This is a genomic window from Streptosporangium sp. NPDC006007, from assembly GCF_040614315.1.
Taxonomy (GTDB): Bacteria; Actinomycetota; Actinomycetes; order Streptosporangiales; family Streptosporangiaceae; genus Streptosporangium.
Genome location: NZ_JBEXUG010000010.1, coordinates 86,187 through 101,489, shown reverse-complemented (window position 1 = coordinate 101,489; position 15,303 = coordinate 86,187). Strand labels below are relative to the sequence as shown.

At 68.0% G+C, this 15,303-nt stretch carries 16 protein-coding genes and 1 pseudogene; 6 read left to right on the top strand and 11 right to left on the bottom strand.

The window, feature by feature from the left end; translation table 11 throughout:
• Positions 1 to 115: 115 nt before the first annotated feature.
• Positions 116 to 1,021: pseudogene (locus ABZ194_RS11025) on the bottom strand (IS630 family transposase); the annotation flags it as partial.
• A gap of 211 nt (positions 1,022 to 1,232) precedes the next feature.
• Here ABZ194_RS11025 and ABZ194_RS11020 point away from each other — a divergent pair.
• Positions 1,233 to 1,370 carry a hypothetical protein gene (locus ABZ194_RS11020; protein WP_355594769.1) on the top strand — a complete coding sequence of 46 codons (138 nt, stop codon included), beginning with the start codon at positions 1,233 to 1,235 and terminating at the stop codon, positions 1,368 to 1,370.
• Between the two features lie 152 nt (positions 1,371 to 1,522).
• Here the strand turns inward: ABZ194_RS11020 and ABZ194_RS11015 are convergent, their stop codons facing one another.
• From ABZ194_RS11015 to ABZ194_RS10990, 6 genes are all read right to left on the bottom strand, one after another.
• Positions 1,523 to 3,799 (bottom strand): prolyl oligopeptidase family serine peptidase, encoded by a 2,277-nt coding sequence (locus tag ABZ194_RS11015; RefSeq protein ID WP_355594767.1) that lies wholly within the window; start codon positions 3,797 to 3,799, stop codon positions 1,523 to 1,525.
• Complete coding sequence (locus ABZ194_RS11010) at positions 3,792 to 4,817, bottom strand: oligopeptide/dipeptide ABC transporter ATP-binding protein (protein ID WP_355594765.1); 1,026 nt, start codon at positions 4,815 to 4,817, stop codon at positions 3,792 to 3,794. The genes ABZ194_RS11015 and ABZ194_RS11010 overlap by 8 nt, the downstream gene beginning before the upstream one ends.
• The gene (locus ABZ194_RS11005) at positions 4,807 to 5,859 is read right to left on the bottom strand and encodes an ABC transporter ATP-binding protein (RefSeq protein ID WP_355594763.1); all 1,053 of its coding nucleotides are present in this window, start codon (positions 5,857 to 5,859) and stop codon (positions 4,807 to 4,809) included. Before ABZ194_RS11005 ends, ABZ194_RS11010 begins: the two co-directional genes overlap by 11 nt.
• An 11-nt stretch (positions 5,860 to 5,870) precedes the next feature.
• Entirely contained in the window at positions 5,871 to 6,779 is a 909-nt protein-coding gene (locus ABZ194_RS11000; RefSeq protein ID WP_355594761.1) for an ABC transporter permease, read from the bottom strand.
• On the bottom strand, positions 6,766 to 7,698 hold the full coding sequence (locus ABZ194_RS10995; protein ID WP_355594759.1) for an ABC transporter permease: 933 nt from the start codon (positions 7,696 to 7,698) through the stop codon (positions 6,766 to 6,768). The genes ABZ194_RS11000 and ABZ194_RS10995 overlap by 14 nt, the downstream gene beginning before the upstream one ends.
• An 84-nt stretch (positions 7,699 to 7,782) precedes the next feature.
• Entirely contained in the window at positions 7,783 to 9,126 is a 1,344-nt protein-coding gene (locus tag ABZ194_RS10990) for an ABC transporter substrate-binding protein (RefSeq protein WP_355594756.1), read from the bottom strand.
• A 115-nt stretch (positions 9,127 to 9,241) separates the two neighbouring features.
• Between ABZ194_RS10990 and ABZ194_RS10985 the strand changes: the two genes are divergently transcribed.
• Together ABZ194_RS10985 and ABZ194_RS10980 are read left to right on the top strand one after the other, a co-directional pair.
• The gene (locus ABZ194_RS10985; RefSeq protein ID WP_355594754.1) at positions 9,242 to 9,505 is read left to right on the top strand and encodes a hypothetical protein; all 264 of its coding nucleotides are present in this window, start codon (positions 9,242 to 9,244) and stop codon (positions 9,503 to 9,505) included.
• A gap of 45 nt (positions 9,506 to 9,550) precedes the next feature.
• Positions 9,551 to 10,042: a MarR family transcriptional regulator gene (locus tag ABZ194_RS10980; RefSeq protein WP_355594752.1), complete on the top strand. Its 492-nt coding sequence runs from the start codon at positions 9,551 to 9,553 to the stop codon at positions 10,040 to 10,042.
• A gap of 366 nt (positions 10,043 to 10,408) precedes the next feature.
• Here the strand turns inward: ABZ194_RS10980 and ABZ194_RS10975 are convergent, their stop codons facing one another.
• A complete protein-coding gene (locus ABZ194_RS10975; RefSeq protein WP_355594750.1) occupies positions 10,409 to 11,032 on the bottom strand; it encodes a hypothetical protein in 624 nt (207 codons plus the stop codon).
• A gap of 397 nt (positions 11,033 to 11,429) precedes the next feature.
• The gene (locus ABZ194_RS10970) at positions 11,430 to 11,564 is read right to left on the bottom strand and encodes a hypothetical protein (protein ID WP_355594748.1); all 135 of its coding nucleotides are present in this window, start codon (positions 11,562 to 11,564) and stop codon (positions 11,430 to 11,432) included.
• Between the two features lie 93 nt (positions 11,565 to 11,657).
• Here ABZ194_RS10970 and ABZ194_RS10965 point away from each other — a divergent pair, with 93 nt between their 5' ends.
• The 3 genes from ABZ194_RS10965 to ABZ194_RS10955 all read left to right on the top strand — a co-directional run bounded on the left by ABZ194_RS10965 (position 11,658) and on the right by ABZ194_RS10955 (position 13,206).
• Positions 11,658 to 12,029 (top strand): helix-turn-helix transcriptional regulator, encoded by a 372-nt coding sequence (locus ABZ194_RS10965; protein WP_355594875.1) that lies wholly within the window; start codon positions 11,658 to 11,660, stop codon positions 12,027 to 12,029.
• A gap of 14 nt (positions 12,030 to 12,043) precedes the next feature.
• Positions 12,044 to 12,451, top strand: a complete 408-nt coding sequence (locus ABZ194_RS10960) for a VOC family protein (RefSeq protein ID WP_355594746.1) — start codon at positions 12,044 to 12,046, stop codon at positions 12,449 to 12,451.
• Between the two features lie 383 nt (positions 12,452 to 12,834).
• On the top strand, positions 12,835 to 13,206 hold the full coding sequence (locus ABZ194_RS10955; RefSeq protein ID WP_355594744.1) for an STAS domain-containing protein: 372 nt from the start codon (positions 12,835 to 12,837) through the stop codon (positions 13,204 to 13,206).
• Positions 13,207 to 13,265: 59 nt separating this feature from the next.
• Here the strand turns inward: ABZ194_RS10955 and ABZ194_RS10950 are convergent, their stop codons facing one another.
• Together ABZ194_RS10950 and ABZ194_RS10945 are read right to left on the bottom strand one after the other, a co-directional pair.
• Positions 13,266 to 14,222: a sensor histidine kinase gene (locus ABZ194_RS10950; protein WP_355594742.1), complete on the bottom strand. Its 957-nt coding sequence runs from the start codon at positions 14,220 to 14,222 to the stop codon at positions 13,266 to 13,268.
• A complete protein-coding gene (locus ABZ194_RS10945; protein ID WP_355594740.1) occupies positions 14,219 to 15,040 on the bottom strand; it encodes an MEDS domain-containing protein in 822 nt (273 codons plus the stop codon). The genes ABZ194_RS10950 and ABZ194_RS10945 overlap by 4 nt, the downstream gene beginning before the upstream one ends.
• Positions 15,041 to 15,303: the final 263 nt, after the last annotated feature.

Sequence of the window (15,303 nt, the reverse complement as noted above, 5' to 3'; positions counted from 1 at the left end):
AAGGCCCAGGTCAGGAGTCGAATCCTCGCCCGAATCTTGATCATTTCAACAAGCTGGCCGATCTTATGTCGCGAGCGTTCTCAAAGGCGGCACATACTGGAGAAGCTGAAACCAGCTAGTGTCCTGCGCCTGAAATTCGTCGGCAATATCGGGCGAGGGATTCGAGGATCTCCTCCGCGGTCTTCTTCCACACGAACGGCCGCGGGTTGTCATTCCATTGGCTGATCCAGGTGCGAATGTCTTTCTCCAGGGCCTGCACGCTCTTGTGGGCCCCGCGCCTGATCAGCTGGTCGGTCAGGAAGCCGAACCAGCGCTCGACCTGATTGATCCACGAGGAGCCCGCCGGGGTGAGGTGCATGTGGAACCGGGGGTGGCGCGTCGGCCACGCCTTGATCGCCAGGGTCTTGTGGGTGCCGTAGTTGTCGCAGATCAGATGGATGTCCAACTCCGCAGGGACCGTCTTGTCGATCGTGATCAGGAACTTCTTGAACTCGGCGGCGCGGTGCCGGCGGTGCAACTCGCCGATGACGGTTCCGTCTTCGACGTTGAAGGCCGCGAACAGGCTGGTGATGCCGTTGCGCACGTAGTCGCGGGTGCGGCGCTCAGGCATCCCCGGCATCATCGGTAACACCGGCTGAGAGCGATCCAAGGCCTGGATCTGGGACTTCTCATCCACACACAACACCACCGCCCGCTCGGGCGGATTGTGATAGAGCCCGACGACATCGACGACCTTCTCCACGAACAGCGGGTCACTCGACAGCTTGAAGGTGCCGGCCTGATGGGGTTTGAGCCCGAAGTCCCGCCAGATGCGCCCGATCGTCGACTTGGACAGCCCGCTGCGCTGCGCCATCGAGATCCGCGACCGGTGCGTGGCGCCTTTGGGCGTCTGCTCCAAGGTCGCCACCACGACCTGCTCCACCTGATCCAGTCTGATCGAGGGCGGTCGGCCCGGGCGCTGTTCATCGATCAGCCCGTCGAGTCTCAGGCGCAGGAACCGGGTGCGCCACTTGGACACCGTATCCGTCCGCCGACATGGCGATCAGCTGAGCACGCTCAGCGTCGGTCAGATGAATCTCCACCGCGGAGGAACCGGGAAGCGACATACAGATAAGCGCACAAACTTACGCGGTGAATTTCAGGCGCAGAATACTAGTGGCGCGCCCCGCCATCACCTGTCCACCAGTCCCTTCAAACCTCCGCCTCCCGCCCCGCCCGCCGAGCGGTTCAGCGTGAACGACCAGGTGACCCACGATCGGTACGGCCTTGGCGTCGTCATCGGCGTAGAAGACGAGGTCGCCGTGGTCATCGATTTCGGATCGCGGCAGGAACGCATCACAACACCATTCAACAAGCTGTACAAGCTCTGAGACCACTGCCCCGCAGGGAGGCACACAGCGCGAATTCGCCCCCGTCACCCGCTCCACTCCCCCACCCGCCTGACCGGGTGATCCCTTGCCCCATCCACGGCATGGGTGCACCCGGCTCCGGCCCGTGCCGCCGCGCCCCTGTCCGCCCCGTTCTACCCGTCGAAGAGGTGCCCGAGCAGCCTCGGAGGCGGGGGGACCGGACCGAGCCGGTACGTGGAGGGCGGTTCCCGGCGTAGCAGGTGGCGGACCAGGTAGTCCCATCGCTTGCGCAGGACGTAGTGCTGGTATCCGTGGAACGAGTGCTCGGCGCGCGGTACGACGAGCACGTCGAAGTCCTGGTCCGCGGTGATGAGCCGGTCGACGAGACGCAGGGTGTGGTCGGGCATGACGTTGTCGTCCATACCCCCGTGGATGAGGAGCAGCCGGGCGTGAAGCTCCATCTCCTCGTCGATGTTGGACGTGGCGGAGTACCGTTCCGGGTCGACCGGGCCGTCGAACGCCTCGGCCCACGAGGCGTTGTAGATGCGGTTGTCGTGGTTCCCCGCCTCGGCCACGGCCACGGAGAACGTCTCGGGGTAGCGCAGGACCGCCTTGGTGGCGGCGAAGCCACCGGCCGAGTGACCGACGATGCCCACGCGGGTGACGTCCATCCACGGACGCGTCGCGCCCAGCTGCCTGATGGCGGCGACGTGGTCGTGCAGGCCGCCCGCCGACGCGAGGTTGCCGTACGAGTGGTCGTGGAAGCCCTTGTCGCGGCCCGGCGTTCCCCTGCCGTCGATGGTGACGACGACGAACCCGAGGGCGGCCATCGCCGCGGTCTCACCGTCCCCGTAACCGCCGTAGAACGACGGCTCGGCCCGGTTGACCTGCGGCCCCGGGTAGATGTGGTCGACGACGGGGTAGGTCAGGGCGGGGTCGAAGTCCTTCGGCCGGTGCAGCACCCCGTAGATGGGGGTGATGCCGTCGGCGGCCAGGACACGCACCCGCTCGGGAGCGGACCAGCCGTGTTCGACCAGCCGGCCCGTGTCGGCTCTTCCCAGCTCGAAGACGGCGTGGCCGTCGGCGTCACGGAGCAGCCAGGTGGGAGGTGTGGCCGGCGTCGACCGGCAGTCGACGAACCATCTGCCGTCGGGCGAGCTGGACAGCCGGTGGTCCTGCTCGTCGTCCACCAGGACGCTCAGGGAATGGTCGTCGAGGTCGATCCTGGCCAGGGTCCTGGCGTACGGGTCGGCTCCCGAGGCCCCGGAGACGACGAGGTGAACGGCGGCGTCGCCGACATGGAGGATCTGCCGTACCTGCACGTCGCCGTCGGTGACCGCCCCCCGGCACTCTCCCGTACGGAGGTCGTGGAGATAGAGCCGGCTCTTGCCGTCACGCTGTGAGAACCACAGCACCTCGCCGCGCTCTCTCAGGACGACGACGACGGGCGGGTCGTAGAAGTACTGGTTCAGGTCGACCCGGGTGGGCCCGCACTCCCTGACGACGGTCCGGGTACGCCCGGTCCGCGGGTCGATCTCGACGAGCTCGGCGGAGAGCCGGTCTCGCGCGTGACGCACCCAGTAGACGGCCTCACCCGAGGGGTCCCACCAGATCTCACCCCAGGTGACCGGTGACAGGTACGCGACGTCGAACGTGGGACCCTCCACCTCGACGACGTGACCGGTGACGTCGGCGACGACCCATCGGCCCTGAGGCATCGGCTCGCCGGGCAGGGAGTACCTGTAGGAGCGCACCCGGGAGCGTCCCCCGCCGTCCGGCGCCCAGTCGAGGAGGTGGCTGGTGCCGACGCCCGACTGGTCGATCCGGTGCGTGAGGATCCGTCGCGAGTCCGGCGACCACAACGCGCGAGGCGGCCGTGGGCCGAGACGCAGCAGGTCCAAAAGGTGTCGCTCACCGGCGGCGTCGGGCTCCTCCGCGAAGGGCGTGACGTCGACGCCGCCCCGGGTCAGCGGCCGGCGTCGCCGGTCGGCGGCGTCCTGGGCCCAGAGGTCGTGCTCGTGGGTGAACGCGCGCCATCGGCCGTCCGGCGAGGTGCGGACGGAGCGCCGGTGCGGCACGTCGTCGAGGATCTCCCGCAGCTCGGCGGTTTCGAGATCGAGCCTCCACGTGCGCTCGAACGCGTCGAACGTGAGGGCGGACGGCGAGAGCGACACCTCGCTGATCGGAAGCCGGTCGGCGTCGACCGGCCTCCCGGCGACTCCCGCCAGCCTCTTCGCCAGGTCGGTGTGGTCGAAGGCGTCGCCTCGTGTCCGCCGCTCGGCGTCGACGACGGTGTACCGTGAGACGCCGTCGGCGTCGAATCGGTACCAGCACCGGGTGGCGTCGATCCAGGTGACGACGAGGCGCTCCCCCGGCACCAGGTCGGCACGGTTGTGGTCCAGCATCCGCTCGGCGAACGCGTACGTCGCCCGTGGCAAGGTGTCACTCATGCGGACCTCCCGATTCCGTGGCCGCGTAGTGGCAGGCGCTGAGGTGGTCGCCGCCCGGCCGCTCGACGAGTGCGGGCACCTCGACCTCGCATCGGGCGTCGGCCTTCCAGCAGCGCGGGTGGAAGGGACAGCCCGAGGGCGGGTTGGCGGGGCTCGGTACGTCGCCGGTGAGCAGCAGGGCCGGTCGGCGCCGCGACGGCACCTGCATGGTGGGAACGCTGGCGAGGAGTCCTTGCGTGTACGGGTGGGTCGGCCGTTCGTAGACGTCCGCGACGTCACCCGTCTCCACGATCTTGCCGAGGTACATGACGGCGATCCGCGAGGAGATGTGCCGCACGACGGACAGGTCGTGTGCCACGAAGACCACCGAGAGCCCGAGCTCACCCTGGAGCCTGGTGATGAGGTTGAGAACCTGCGCCTGAACCGAGACGTCGAGCGCGGACACGGGCTCGTCACAGATGAGGATGTCCGGTTGGAGGGCCAGGGCGCGGGCGATGCCGACGCGCTGCCGCTGACCTCCCGAGAACTCGTGGGGGTATCGGCCGCAGTGGTCGGCGTTGAGGCCGACCATGGCCATCAGCTCACGCACGCGTTCGTCACGGCGCCGCCGGGGCACGAGGTCACGGTGTATGTCGAGCGGTTCGCGGATGATCTGCCGCACGCTCATCCTGGGATCCAGCGCCGTGTACGGGTCCTGCAGCACGATCTGCACGCGCCGGCGAATCCGCCGTAGCTCCCCGCGTGACAGGGACTGCATGTCGACGCCGTGAACGAGGACCCGCCCGGACGTCGGCCGGTCGAGCGCCGTGAACATCCGCACCAGCGTGGACTTGCCGCAGCCGGACTCCCCGACGAGGCCCAGCGTCTCGCCGCGGCGCAGGCTCACGTCGACGCCGTCGACGGCCTTGATGGTTCCGCTCCGCCCCCCGAGAAACCCTCCACCCGTGGGGTAGTGGCGCACGAGGGCCTCGGCGCGGAGCACCACGTCGTCCGGTGGCGGTACGAGCTCATCGAGCATTGACGATCTCCTGAGACAGGTGGCAGGCCACCGCGTGTCCTTCGCTCACGTTCTCCAGCGTCGGCAACTGGGCCCTGCACCGGTCGACGGCCAGGGGGCAGCGAGGGTGGAACGGACAGCCCGGGGGGATCGCGACGAGGCTGGGGGGCGAGCCGGGAATGGGCCGCAGCTCCGTGCCGCCGCCGTTCATCTGGGGCACCGAACCGAACAGTCCAGTCGTGTACGGGTGGACCGGCCGGTTGAACAACTCGTCGGCGTCGGTGATCTCGACGATCCGTCCGGCGTACATCACGGCGACGCGGTCGGCGATCGTCGCGGCCACTCCGAGGTCGTGAGTGATCAGCACCAGGCCCATCCGGCTCTCCTCCTGCAACTCGGCCAGGAGGGAGAGGATCTGCGCCTGCACACTGACGTCCAGCGCGGTCGTCGGCTCGTCCGCGATGAGCAGCCTGGGCCGGAGCGCCAGCGCGATCGCGATGACGATGCGCTGCCGCATGCCGCCGGAGAACTGGTGGGGGAAGTCGTGATACCGCTGCTCGGCCGCGGGGATTCGCACCCGCGCCATGAGCTCGATCGTCCGCTCCCGCGCCTGCGCGCGCGACACACCGTCCCGCTGCCTGACCGCCTCGGCGATCTGGTCACCCACTCGCATCACCGGGTTGAGGGCGGAGATCGAGTCCTGGAAGACCATCGCCATGGTGCTGCCGATGTGGCGCCGCCGCGCCGCGGGCGTCAGGGACCGCAGGCTGCCGGACGCGATCTCGACCTGCCCTCCGGTGATCTCGACTCCGGTCGGCAGAAGGTCCATGAGCGCCAGGGCGGTCACGCTCTTTCCGGAGCCGGACTCGCCGAGCAGCACCAGCGTCTGCCCCTCCCGGAGCTGGAACGACACGCCGCGCACGACCGGGAGCGGCCGTTGCCGCCGGCGGACCGCGACCGACAGGTCCGAGACCGTGAGCAGGGGCGGGCCGGACGCCGAGTCAGCGGCCTCGGCGGAACCCCCGTCCACGGGGGCATCTCGGTCGACGTCTCGTGAATGCATCGCTGTCCTCCTCACCGTGACCGCGGGTCCAGTGCCTCGCGCAGGGAATCTCCGAGCAAGATGAAGCTGAGCACCGTGACGCTCAGGAAGAGCGACGGGTACACCAGCAGGTGGGGGTGGGACTGGAAGTCGTTCTGCGCCAGGGACAGCTGCAGCCCCCATGAGATGGCGGGCGCGTGCAGTCCGACACCGAGATAGGTGAGCGCCGACTCGGCGACGATCACGGTGCCCACCGTCAACGCGGCCAGCACGATGAGGGGGCTCACGGCGTTGGGGATGACGTGGCGCACCATGAGCCGCAGGTCCGTGGCCCCCAGCGCCCGGCCGGCCGTGACGTAGTCGAGTTCCCGGACGGACAGGACGGTCGAGCGCATCAGCCGGGTGAGTGTGGGCCAGCCGAACAGCGTGAGCGTCAGCGAGACGGACCAGATCGACCCCGAGGGGAACGCGATGAGCACCACGAGCGCGCCGAGCATGAAGGGAAAGCCCATGAAGACGTCGATGAGGCGTGACAGGATCCCGTCCAGCCAGCGGCCGTAGAAGCCGGCCAGCGTCCCGAGGACGATGGCGACGGCCGAGGACGCGACCGTGACGAGGACGCCCACGCTGATCGAGGCGCGGGCGCCGTGGATCACGTTCGCGTACAGGTCGCACCCCTGCATGTCGAACCCGAACGGATGGCCCGGAGCCGCGCCCATGCCGCTCAGGGCCAGGTCACACCGTCGGGGATCGCCGTTGCCGAACAGGCCGGCGAACAGCTCGGGCAGGAGCGCCACGGCCATCATGACCGTCACGAGCGACGCGGCCAAAAGGAAGGCCGGCGAGCGGCGCAGCCGCCCCCATCCGCCGGCGTCCGGCGACGTCTCCATCTCGCCGTCGACGGGGTCGGACGACGGGGTCAGCGCCTCACCTGCGGACATGGGAGATCCTCGGGTCCAGCACGCCGTAGAGCAGGTCGACGACGAGGTTCGCGACAAGGAAGGTGAGCACCAGCAGCGTCGCGACGCCGACGACGACGGGACCCTGCTGCTGCTGGATGCTGGCGAAGAGCAACTGTCCTATCCCCGGTAGGTTGAAGACCCCCTCCACGATCAGCGTGCCTCCCAGGAGGAAGCCGAGATCCGCGCCCAGGTAGGTGACCGCGGGGATCAGCGAGTTCCGGAGCGCGTGGCGCGTCACGATCCTCCGAGTCGGAAGGCCCTTGCCGCGGGCGGTACGGATGTAGTCGGCGTCGAGGTTCTCGATCAGGCTGGTGCGCACGAGGCGGGACACGGAGGCGATCCCGAACGTGGCCAGCACCACCGCGGGCAGCAGGTAGCTGCGAGGCCATCCCTCCGCGATACCCGAGATGGGCAGCCACCGCATGTGGACGCCGAAGAGCAGCTGCGCCGTGTAGGCGACGACGAAGATCGGCACTGAGATGGCCACGATCGTCATGATCATGACGATCCTGTCGAGGGTCCGGTTCTTGCGCAGCGCCGACAGGACGCCGAGCGCGAGGCCGGCGAGGAGCTCCAGAACCCAGGCGGTGAGCGCCAGGGTCAGGGTGACCGGCCAGCGGTCGGCCATGAGCTCCGCCACGGGACGTCCGTTGAAGTCGGTGCCGAGATCGCCTTGAAGGACGCCCCGCACGTAGTACCAGTACTGCACCGGAAAGGGTTCGTCCAGGTGGTAGCGGCGGCGCAGCTCGGCGATCACGTTCTCGGGCAGAGGGCGGTCACCGGCCATGGCCCGGATGGGGTCACCGGGCAGGGCGTACACCAGGATGTAGATGAGGAGGGTGACCCCGAGGAATGTCAGGATGAGGGCGATCAGCCTCATCGCGATGTACCGACGCATGGAGTCCCTTGCTGTGCGCGCTCGGGGCGGAGCCTGACGGGCTCCGCCCCGAGCATCTTCGATCGTCTGCCGGCCGAGCCGGCCCTACTGCTTCACCGTGACCTTGGTGATGTTGATCGGCGTCAGGTCGATCTCGACGTCCGCCACCTTCTCGCTCCAGGCGTACACGTAGCTGTCGTAGAACAGCGGCACGACCGGCGCGTCGGCCAGCGCGAGCTTCTCGGCCTCCACGTACTTCGCCGTCTGCTCGGCGTCGCCGTCGGCGGCGTTGCCCTGCTCGACCAGCTCCGCCATCTGCTTGTTGACGTAACCCGTCGAGAACTGGCCTCCACCGTCAGCCGTGAACAAGGCTGTCAGCAGCTCGGCCATGCTGGGGTAGAACGAACCCCACATGCCTCGGTAGGGCCCGTTGACCTGCTTCTTTCCGAGAGCCTCGAAGAAGGCCGTGAAACCGGGCAGCGTCTTGATCTGGACGTCCTGGATTCCAAGGTTCTGCCGGATCTGGTTGGCGATGGCCGTGAACAGCGGCTCGTAGCCCAGTCCTCCCGGCAGCCAGATCTGCATCGTGCCGCCACTCCAGCCGCCGGCCTCCGCGAGAAGCTGCTTGGCTCGTGCGGGGTCGAAGGCGCAGTAGTCGCAGAGGTTCGCCGGCGACCCCTTGTGCGTCGGGGACGTGATCGACTTGGCCGGGTCGTTCAGGCCGCCGAAGATGGACTTGTTGATGGCCTCCCGGTCGATGGCCAGTGAGATGGCCTTCCGGACACGGGGGTCGCTGAACCGCTTGTCCTTCAGCGGGATGCCGAGGAACTGCAGGGCCGGAGCCTTGAAGGCGCTGAACCGGTCACCGAAGTCCTTCTTGACGTGCGGCCACTTGTCCACCGGCACCCGGAAGATGTCCACACCGTTCCCCTGCGCGTCCGTGTACGCGGTGTGCAGGTCGCTGTAGAACTTGAAGACGACGCCGTCGGATCCCGGCTTGGGCCCCTTGTAGCCGTCGTACCGGTTGACCTCCATCGAGACGGTGAGGTTCGGCTTGCCGGTCAGCTTGAAGGGACCGTCGCCGATGGGCGCCTTGTCGAAGGCGTCGAAGTCGTCGAAGGCGACCTTGGGCAGCGGCATGAAGGCGGGCCCGGTGGCGACGGCGAGCGGGAACTGGCTGTCGGGACCGGTCAGGTCCACCTCGATGGTGTGCTCGTCCACGACCTTGAGCCCCGACATCGTCTTGGTCTTGGGCTCACCCTTCGACGGGTTGAGGTCCGCGTATCCCTTGACGTTGGCGAAGGAGCCGCTGTTGGCCCACGCGTTGGGCCCGTACGCCGTCGCGTTCCACGCGTCGACGTAGTTCTGGGCGGTGACCGGCTCCCCGTTGTGGAACGTCCAGCCATCCTTGATCTTGATAACCCAGTGGCGGTTGTCGCTAGACTCCATCGACTCCGCCTGCACCATGGTCAATGTGCCGTCGGCGCCCAGTCTCATGAGAGGGGCGAACAGGGCATTGTACTGGTTGTACGAGTACCCGCGACCAGGGGTTAGGTGGTCCGGGATGGAGTCCGCGATGGAGAACACGGCCGGCTTCGCCGCGGCCGGCTTCGTCTCGTCCGACTTCGCGGTACCACTGGAGCAGGCCGTGACCACCGCCAGTCCAAGGCTTGCCGCGATCGCGACGACCACTCGACGCTGGAACCTCATCTCCATAGCCTTTCTGCCTATGCGCACCTCGGCGCTCCGCCCGAACCCGGCGGCGCCCGTGGCGGCCGACATGCCCGGGGTCACCCGACCCGACGAGTCAGAGGTTGCCAGGCTTTGAAAGTTCAGTCAATACTAAGAATTCAGATTTCTCGAAGGGATGGGCATGGACGACAGTGGTCGGGGACGAAGCGCGCTCGAATTCTCCGAGCAGCTCGGGTACATCGTCGACAACACAGGATGGATGCCACGACTGAACGGCCGGGTCCTCGGACTCATCCTGGTCTCGGACGAGCCGCTGTCACAGGCAGATCTGGCAGAGCGTCTCCAGACAAGCAGCGGGGCCATCTCCACCGCCATACGCATACTCCTGGAGAAGGGCCTCCTCGAACACGTCAGCGGCCCCCTGTCCCGCCGCAAGTACTTCCGCGTGCCCAGCTCGGCCTGGTTCGCCATCCACGAGGACAGTCTGCGGACCGTGCACCGGTATCAGGAGATCGCCGAGCGGGCCCTTGAGTCACTTGAGGCCGGCGGCACGGTCGAGGGCAACCTCAACCGCATGCGGGACTACTTCGCCCGCGTGGAGCAGTGCTACCGCGACGCCTACCCGACCAGAGCCGCGTCAGGCAACGTCTACCCCGTCGACGGCGGCGTGTAGACGCCGGTCGCCGACATGACGGTCGGGCCGGACGACATACGGCGGATCACACCCCGCTTTCTGGGCCGGCGCGGTCGGGGCCGTCGAGGGTGAAGTGGCGCGGGGCGGCGAACCGGGCCCCGACGCGGTTGAGCCACGAGCCGCCGGCCGGGGTGCGGGCGGTCCCCACGGTTGCCGTCCGCGGCCCGGTCACCGGCCCGGAGGTCCTTCTCCATGCTCAGACGCGGGGAGAGGTCGTCTCCCCGATGACGATGCGCACCTCCGGCGGATACGTGCCGCGCGGGCACCGGCAGAGCTCCAGACTCCGCGCCCGAGCGGAGAAGGCCATGGCCATCGTGCCCCGTGCATACCGTTTCCGCCCGATCTCTAACCGAAGGGCCAGCCTGCTTGAGGCAGTGGATCATGGATGATCATGCATGGACGGACTCCGTCCACCCAGTCACCGGGCAGACGCACGCCGGTCGCGAGGTCCATGACCGCCATCATCTCCTCCAGGGTGAAACCTCGATTCTCCTTCCGGAGGATAGGGTTGATCAAATCGATCTGTTCTTCGACGGCGTGAATCGCTCGCGGGCGCGGAAATTCGGAAGACTGAAAGTTCAACCACTTCAGGTTGATCTCACCTGCCTCCGCACAGGCCAGGCGACTGTGATATCCCGCACTCCATGATATATTCCACAATCGGCCGTTCACACTGAGGTTCTCCAGGACGACGTTCTCGCTGATGTAACTCTCCTCCGGCTGGAACAAGAAGTAGCCGTCGGTGAACATTTCAAAGAACACGACAGATTCGGGGACCGATAGAGGCTCTTCGGCGACGGCCATCTCCTGGATGTCGACATCACCTGACACGGACAGCGCGTCAGCGATTTCACCGACCCCCGGAACCGCTCCATCAGTTTTGTAGACGGTCCAGCCAAAACCCCCCGCCTCCAGCCACTGATATGTGTCCAGGAACTGCCTATAGTGGGCCACTGTCTCGACAGGCACGTATCTCGCCCTTCCTCCGAACGGCGGCATGGGAGTCGGTCCCCGCCGATCCCATGCCATATCTCAACCTCATCGACCTACTGCGGGTTCGTCGGAATCCCGCATAGCCCCTCACGGGAGATAGGATCGTTTTGCATCGTGTCGAATCTATTCGTGAACTGATCCCCGATCAGGACTCTGTCAGCATTGTAGAACCGCGCCAGATAGAGACCGGCATCCCCATTGTGCTGAGCGATGATCGGACAGAGAGAGATCTCTTTGGAGCGGCGCTATGCTGCGCTCCATCGTTGACGCGAAGGGAAATTCATCGCACTGCTTCCAGTTTGCTGGATTCGGGTCATTGGAGTTCGCATATCCAGGCCACATGCGATTGCATCTGGCATTCGTATCGCCCTGATTAACGCCGGTACGCGGTCACCGCCTCCAGAATGAGCACCAGCACGACGGCCGTCTCGGCCACCGCGACCACCGAACCGGGCAGCGCCACCCCGGAGGCGAGCACGACCACGAGCGGCAGTTCCGCGGGGAGCACGGCGAACAGGGCGGGGCGGCGGTTCCGGTGGCGTGGGATGCTGGTCGGGTGACACCTGAGGACCTCGCCCACCTGCGCCGGGCCCGCGACCTCATGGACCGTGAGTACGCGAGGCCCCTCGACGTGCCGGCGCTCGCCCGCGCCGCGCTCATGTCGCCCTCGCACTTCGCCCGGCGGTTCCGCTCCGTCTACGGCGAGACGCCCTACGGCTATCTCATGACGCGCCGTATCGAGCGGGCCAAGGCGCTGCTGCGCCGTGGCGACCTCACGGTGACCGAGGTCTGCATGGAGGTCGGCTGTACCTCGCTGGGCTCCTTCAGCTCACGCTTCACCGAGATCGTCGGCGAGAGCCCGAGCTCCTACCGCGCACGCGACCACAGCGCGAGCGCCGCGGTACCGGCGTGCTACGCCAAAGCCGTCACCCGGCCGAGCAGGATTCGAGAAGCCCCGGCGGGGGACGACTGAGTAGCGTTTCAGTCATGGATCTCAAGCTTTCCCACACTTTCATTCAGGTTCACGACCAGGACGAGGCTCTGGCCTTCTACCGCGATGTTCTCGGCCTCGAACTCCGCGTCGACGTGCCGTTCGAGGAGTTCCGCTGGCTGAGCGTCGGCCCGCCCTCCCAGCCCGAGGTCGAGATCGTCCTGGAGGCGGCCGGGATGGGCCGGCCGGCGGACCAGGCGACGCTCCGGGGACTCCTGGCGAAGGGGTCGCTGAGCGGCGTCATCTTCCTGACCGACGACCTCGACGCCACGTTCGAGAAGATCCGCGCCTCGGGCGCCGAGGTGCTGCAGGAGCCGATCGAGCAGCCTTACGGCGTCCGCGACTGCGCCTTCCGCGACCCGTCGGGCAACATGCTGCGCTTCTCGCAGAAGATCAAGGACTGACCTTCGCCCAGGCCGGTGACGCGGCGCGGGCTCCGGCCGCCGGAGCGCCGCCCCAGATCCGGATGACGGCGCCACCGGGCACCCCCCGGTGGCGCCGTCATCCGGATCTCACGTGTCAGGCGCGGGGGACGACATCGGCCCCGGCCCGGCCGCCCCGGCCGCGTGGGGACGGGCGGCGGGCCGTACGGGGGCCGGTCATGCCCGGCACCACGATGAGGCAGGATGAGCACCCGGGCGGGCCCGCCGTACAACGGGTGGGTCAAATGCGTTGAAATTATGTCAATCCGCCCTGAATCCCCACCAGTAGGGGCCATCAGATCGGCATACCTGGTAGGACGGAGGGAACGCCCGCCCTGTGAACTGCGGGTCGAAGGAGTCTCCCAATGTCAACCGAAGGTGCGAACGCACTCTTCATAACGTCGGGATCGCGTGGGAACGCCATCGTGATCCGCGCGGTCGGCGAGCTCGACTACGACTACGCCCCCCTGTTCCGGCGGGAGCTCACCGAGCTGTGGAGGACCGGCACGGACACCGGTCCCGCGCCCTCGCTCGTCCTCGACCTCACCGGGCTCACCTTCTGCGACTCCACCGGGCTCGCCGAACTGCTGTGGATGCTGCACCGGAGCAAGGAGACCGGGACCCGCCTGACCCTGGCCGGGGCGAACCGTACCCTGCGCCACATGCTGGCCACCACGGGACTCCTGCCGTTCTTCGAGCTGACCGCCTCCGTGGAGGACGCGCTGAAGGAGCGGTGAGGCCGTCCGGGCGCGCACGGGGCGGCGCCGCGGGTCAGGACGGGGCTGGGCGCCGTGGGTCAGGACGGGGTGGGAAGCGCGATGTGCAGGCGGATGACCGTGCCGCTCTCCGGGGTGGAGCGGACGTGGACCAGGTCACAGAGCTGGTGGACCAGCCACATGCCCCGGCCGTGCAGCGAGCTGGAGGCGGGGAGCCTCCGGCCGACCATGGGATCGGTCATCACCCCGTCATCGCGGAACTCGCAGACCAGCGTGCCCCGCCGCACCCAGGTGCGCAGGGTGCCGTGCCCGCCGCCGTGGACGATGCTGTTGCCGGCCACCTCGGTGACCGCGACCAGGGTCTCCCTCAGCCGGTCCCCCCGCAGGCCGTACGGCGCGGCGCAGGCGGTCACCTTCTCCCGGACCGCCGCGAGATCACCCCGGCTGTAGAAGAGCTCCTCGAACGGGTCACAGGCCGGCTCCAGCTCATCCCAGACATAGGGCTCCTGGGCGAAGTCCGGATATTCCTGATGGGCACCCTTTTCCAGCACGAACGGGTGGCATCGGCTGATCGCCCGCATGGTCTCGGGAGCGATCGTGTCGATGTCGTAGGGGCAGAGCAGCCACCAGGCCGGAGAGCCGGTGAAGGCGAGGTTCAGCAGCCATTCGTGGTAGCGCAGCTCCGCGATCTCCGCGACACCCCGCCCGTTCCAGTCCGTCTCGCCGATGCCGCGCACCGGCCGCCCCTCCCCCGCCCGCTCGCTGATCCAGCGCTGCCAGGCGGGAATGAGCCGGGCGGGGTTGCGGCCCAGCGCCGAGGTGTCCATGAACACCACGCGGGGGTCGGAGCCGGTCAGCTCCCCTCGCAGGACCTGCTCCCGCTGCTCGGGCACGGACACCAGGACGATCTCGTCGGCCGCCAGCGCGTCGTCGATGAAGGACATGACCCCGGTGAGGAACTGCGCCTCACCCGAGTAGGAGTAGAGCTCGTGGCGGAGGCCCGCTGCCTCCGCCACGCCGGTGGCTTCGGTGGTCATGGCATCAGCTCCACGGATACCTCGCAGGTGCTGTAGCCGAGCATCTCCCAGCACGACCTCACTGTCGGGTTCGCGCCCTCGACCGTGATCCGGTGAACCCCGGTGTCGGCGGCGGCCTCCACGAGCGCGCGCATCCCGGCGGCGTCCATCAGCTCCAGCTCGTCGAGACGGAGCCGTAACGCCGGAGAGAGCGCCGTCGCGGCGGCCAGCGCCGCGCCGAACGCCGCGGCGCCGTCGGAGTCGACCACTCCGCACACACTCCAGCTGTCCGGCCCCGAGTTGAACATCCGGAACGACAGCCCAGTACGTCCGTTACCCAGTTCGCGAGGATGCACGCACGCCACATGGTCCAACGTCGCCGCGCCGAAGCGGTCACGCCCGTAGGCGCAGAGCATGATGGCCTCGATGTCGGCCACGGCCTCGTCCAGCCGCAGCTCGTGGTCGATCAGCACGTCCGCGCCGACATCGGGCGGCACGAGCTGGTCCATCACGGCCAGCACGCGCAGGGCGCGATACCCCTGGCGTCCCGCCCGGTCCGCCTCGCGCCGGACCAGGCCCAGCATAGAGCTCATGTCGGGTCCGGGGCCGTCACCGCAGACCGATCGAGGATCGACGATCATCGCGCCCCGCAGGGCGCCCACGGAGGCGGAGGGGTCGATCAGCGAGCCGACGATGACCACCTTGTCGCCGAAGAGCTCGCCGTCCGCCAGGAACGCGGAGGTGGCGGCCGTGTATCCCTGAAGCGGGTCGACGATCCAGCACACGTGCTCGCCGACCTCGACCAGATCGAGCGTCGGCATGACGCCTGACTTCCGCACCGCGAACCCACCTCGCCCTCGCTGCGACACCCCCTGCGACACCCTACTGCGCCCCACGGGTGCACCGCCGGGCACTGATCAGGACCCGGCGGAAACAGGCTTTCCATGATGTTTCCACCGCCTCGCGCCCCGTCCCGCGTCTCCCCGCCGCGTCCGTTCGCCCTCACACCGCCCCACGGTCCTCACACGGCGGGCGGACGTTCCGGGCGGGGACGGCCGGGGATCCTCTGCCGGAAGGCACAGGCGCAGGGGTGCGCCTTCCG

What these genes read in the sequence shown, in the direction of transcription:
- ABZ194_RS10960 (WP_355594746.1), top strand. Translation starts at nt 12,044, where the DNA reads ATGGATCTCAAGCTTTCCCACACTTTCATTCAGGTTCACGACCAGGAC.
- ABZ194_RS11015 (WP_355594767.1), bottom strand. Translation starts at nt 3,799, where the DNA reads ATGAGTGACACCTTGCCACGGGCGACGTACGCGTTCGCCGAGCGGATG.
- ABZ194_RS10965 (WP_355594875.1), top strand. Translation starts at nt 11,658, where the DNA reads ATGGACCGTGAGTACGCGAGGCCCCTCGACGTGCCGGCGCTCGCCCGC.
- ABZ194_RS10955 (WP_355594744.1), top strand. Translation starts at nt 12,835, where the DNA reads ATGTCAACCGAAGGTGCGAACGCACTCTTCATAACGTCGGGATCGCGT.
- ABZ194_RS10990 (WP_355594756.1), bottom strand. Translation starts at nt 9,126, where the DNA reads ATGGAGTCTAGCGACAACCGCCACTGGGTTATCAAGATCAAGGATGGC.
- ABZ194_RS10995 (WP_355594759.1), bottom strand. Translation starts at nt 7,698, where the DNA reads ATGCGTCGGTACATCGCGATGAGGCTGATCGCCCTCATCCTGACATTC.
- ABZ194_RS11000 (WP_355594761.1), bottom strand. Translation starts at nt 6,779, where the DNA reads ATGTCCGCAGGTGAGGCGCTGACCCCGTCGTCCGACCCCGTCGACGGC.
- ABZ194_RS10985 (WP_355594754.1), top strand. Translation starts at nt 9,242, where the DNA reads ATGGAGTCCGCGATGGAGAACACGGCCGGCTTCGCCGCGGCCGGCTTC.
- ABZ194_RS11005 (WP_355594763.1), bottom strand. Translation starts at nt 5,859, where the DNA reads ATGCATTCACGAGACGTCGACCGAGATGCCCCCGTGGACGGGGGTTCC.
- ABZ194_RS10950 (WP_355594742.1), bottom strand. Translation starts at nt 14,222, where the DNA reads ATGACCACCGAAGCCACCGGCGTGGCGGAGGCAGCGGGCCTCCGCCAC.
- ABZ194_RS11010 (WP_355594765.1), bottom strand. Translation starts at nt 4,817, where the DNA reads ATGCTCGATGAGCTCGTACCGCCACCGGACGACGTGGTGCTCCGCGCC.
- ABZ194_RS10980 (WP_355594752.1), top strand. Translation starts at nt 9,551, where the DNA reads ATGGACGACAGTGGTCGGGGACGAAGCGCGCTCGAATTCTCCGAGCAG.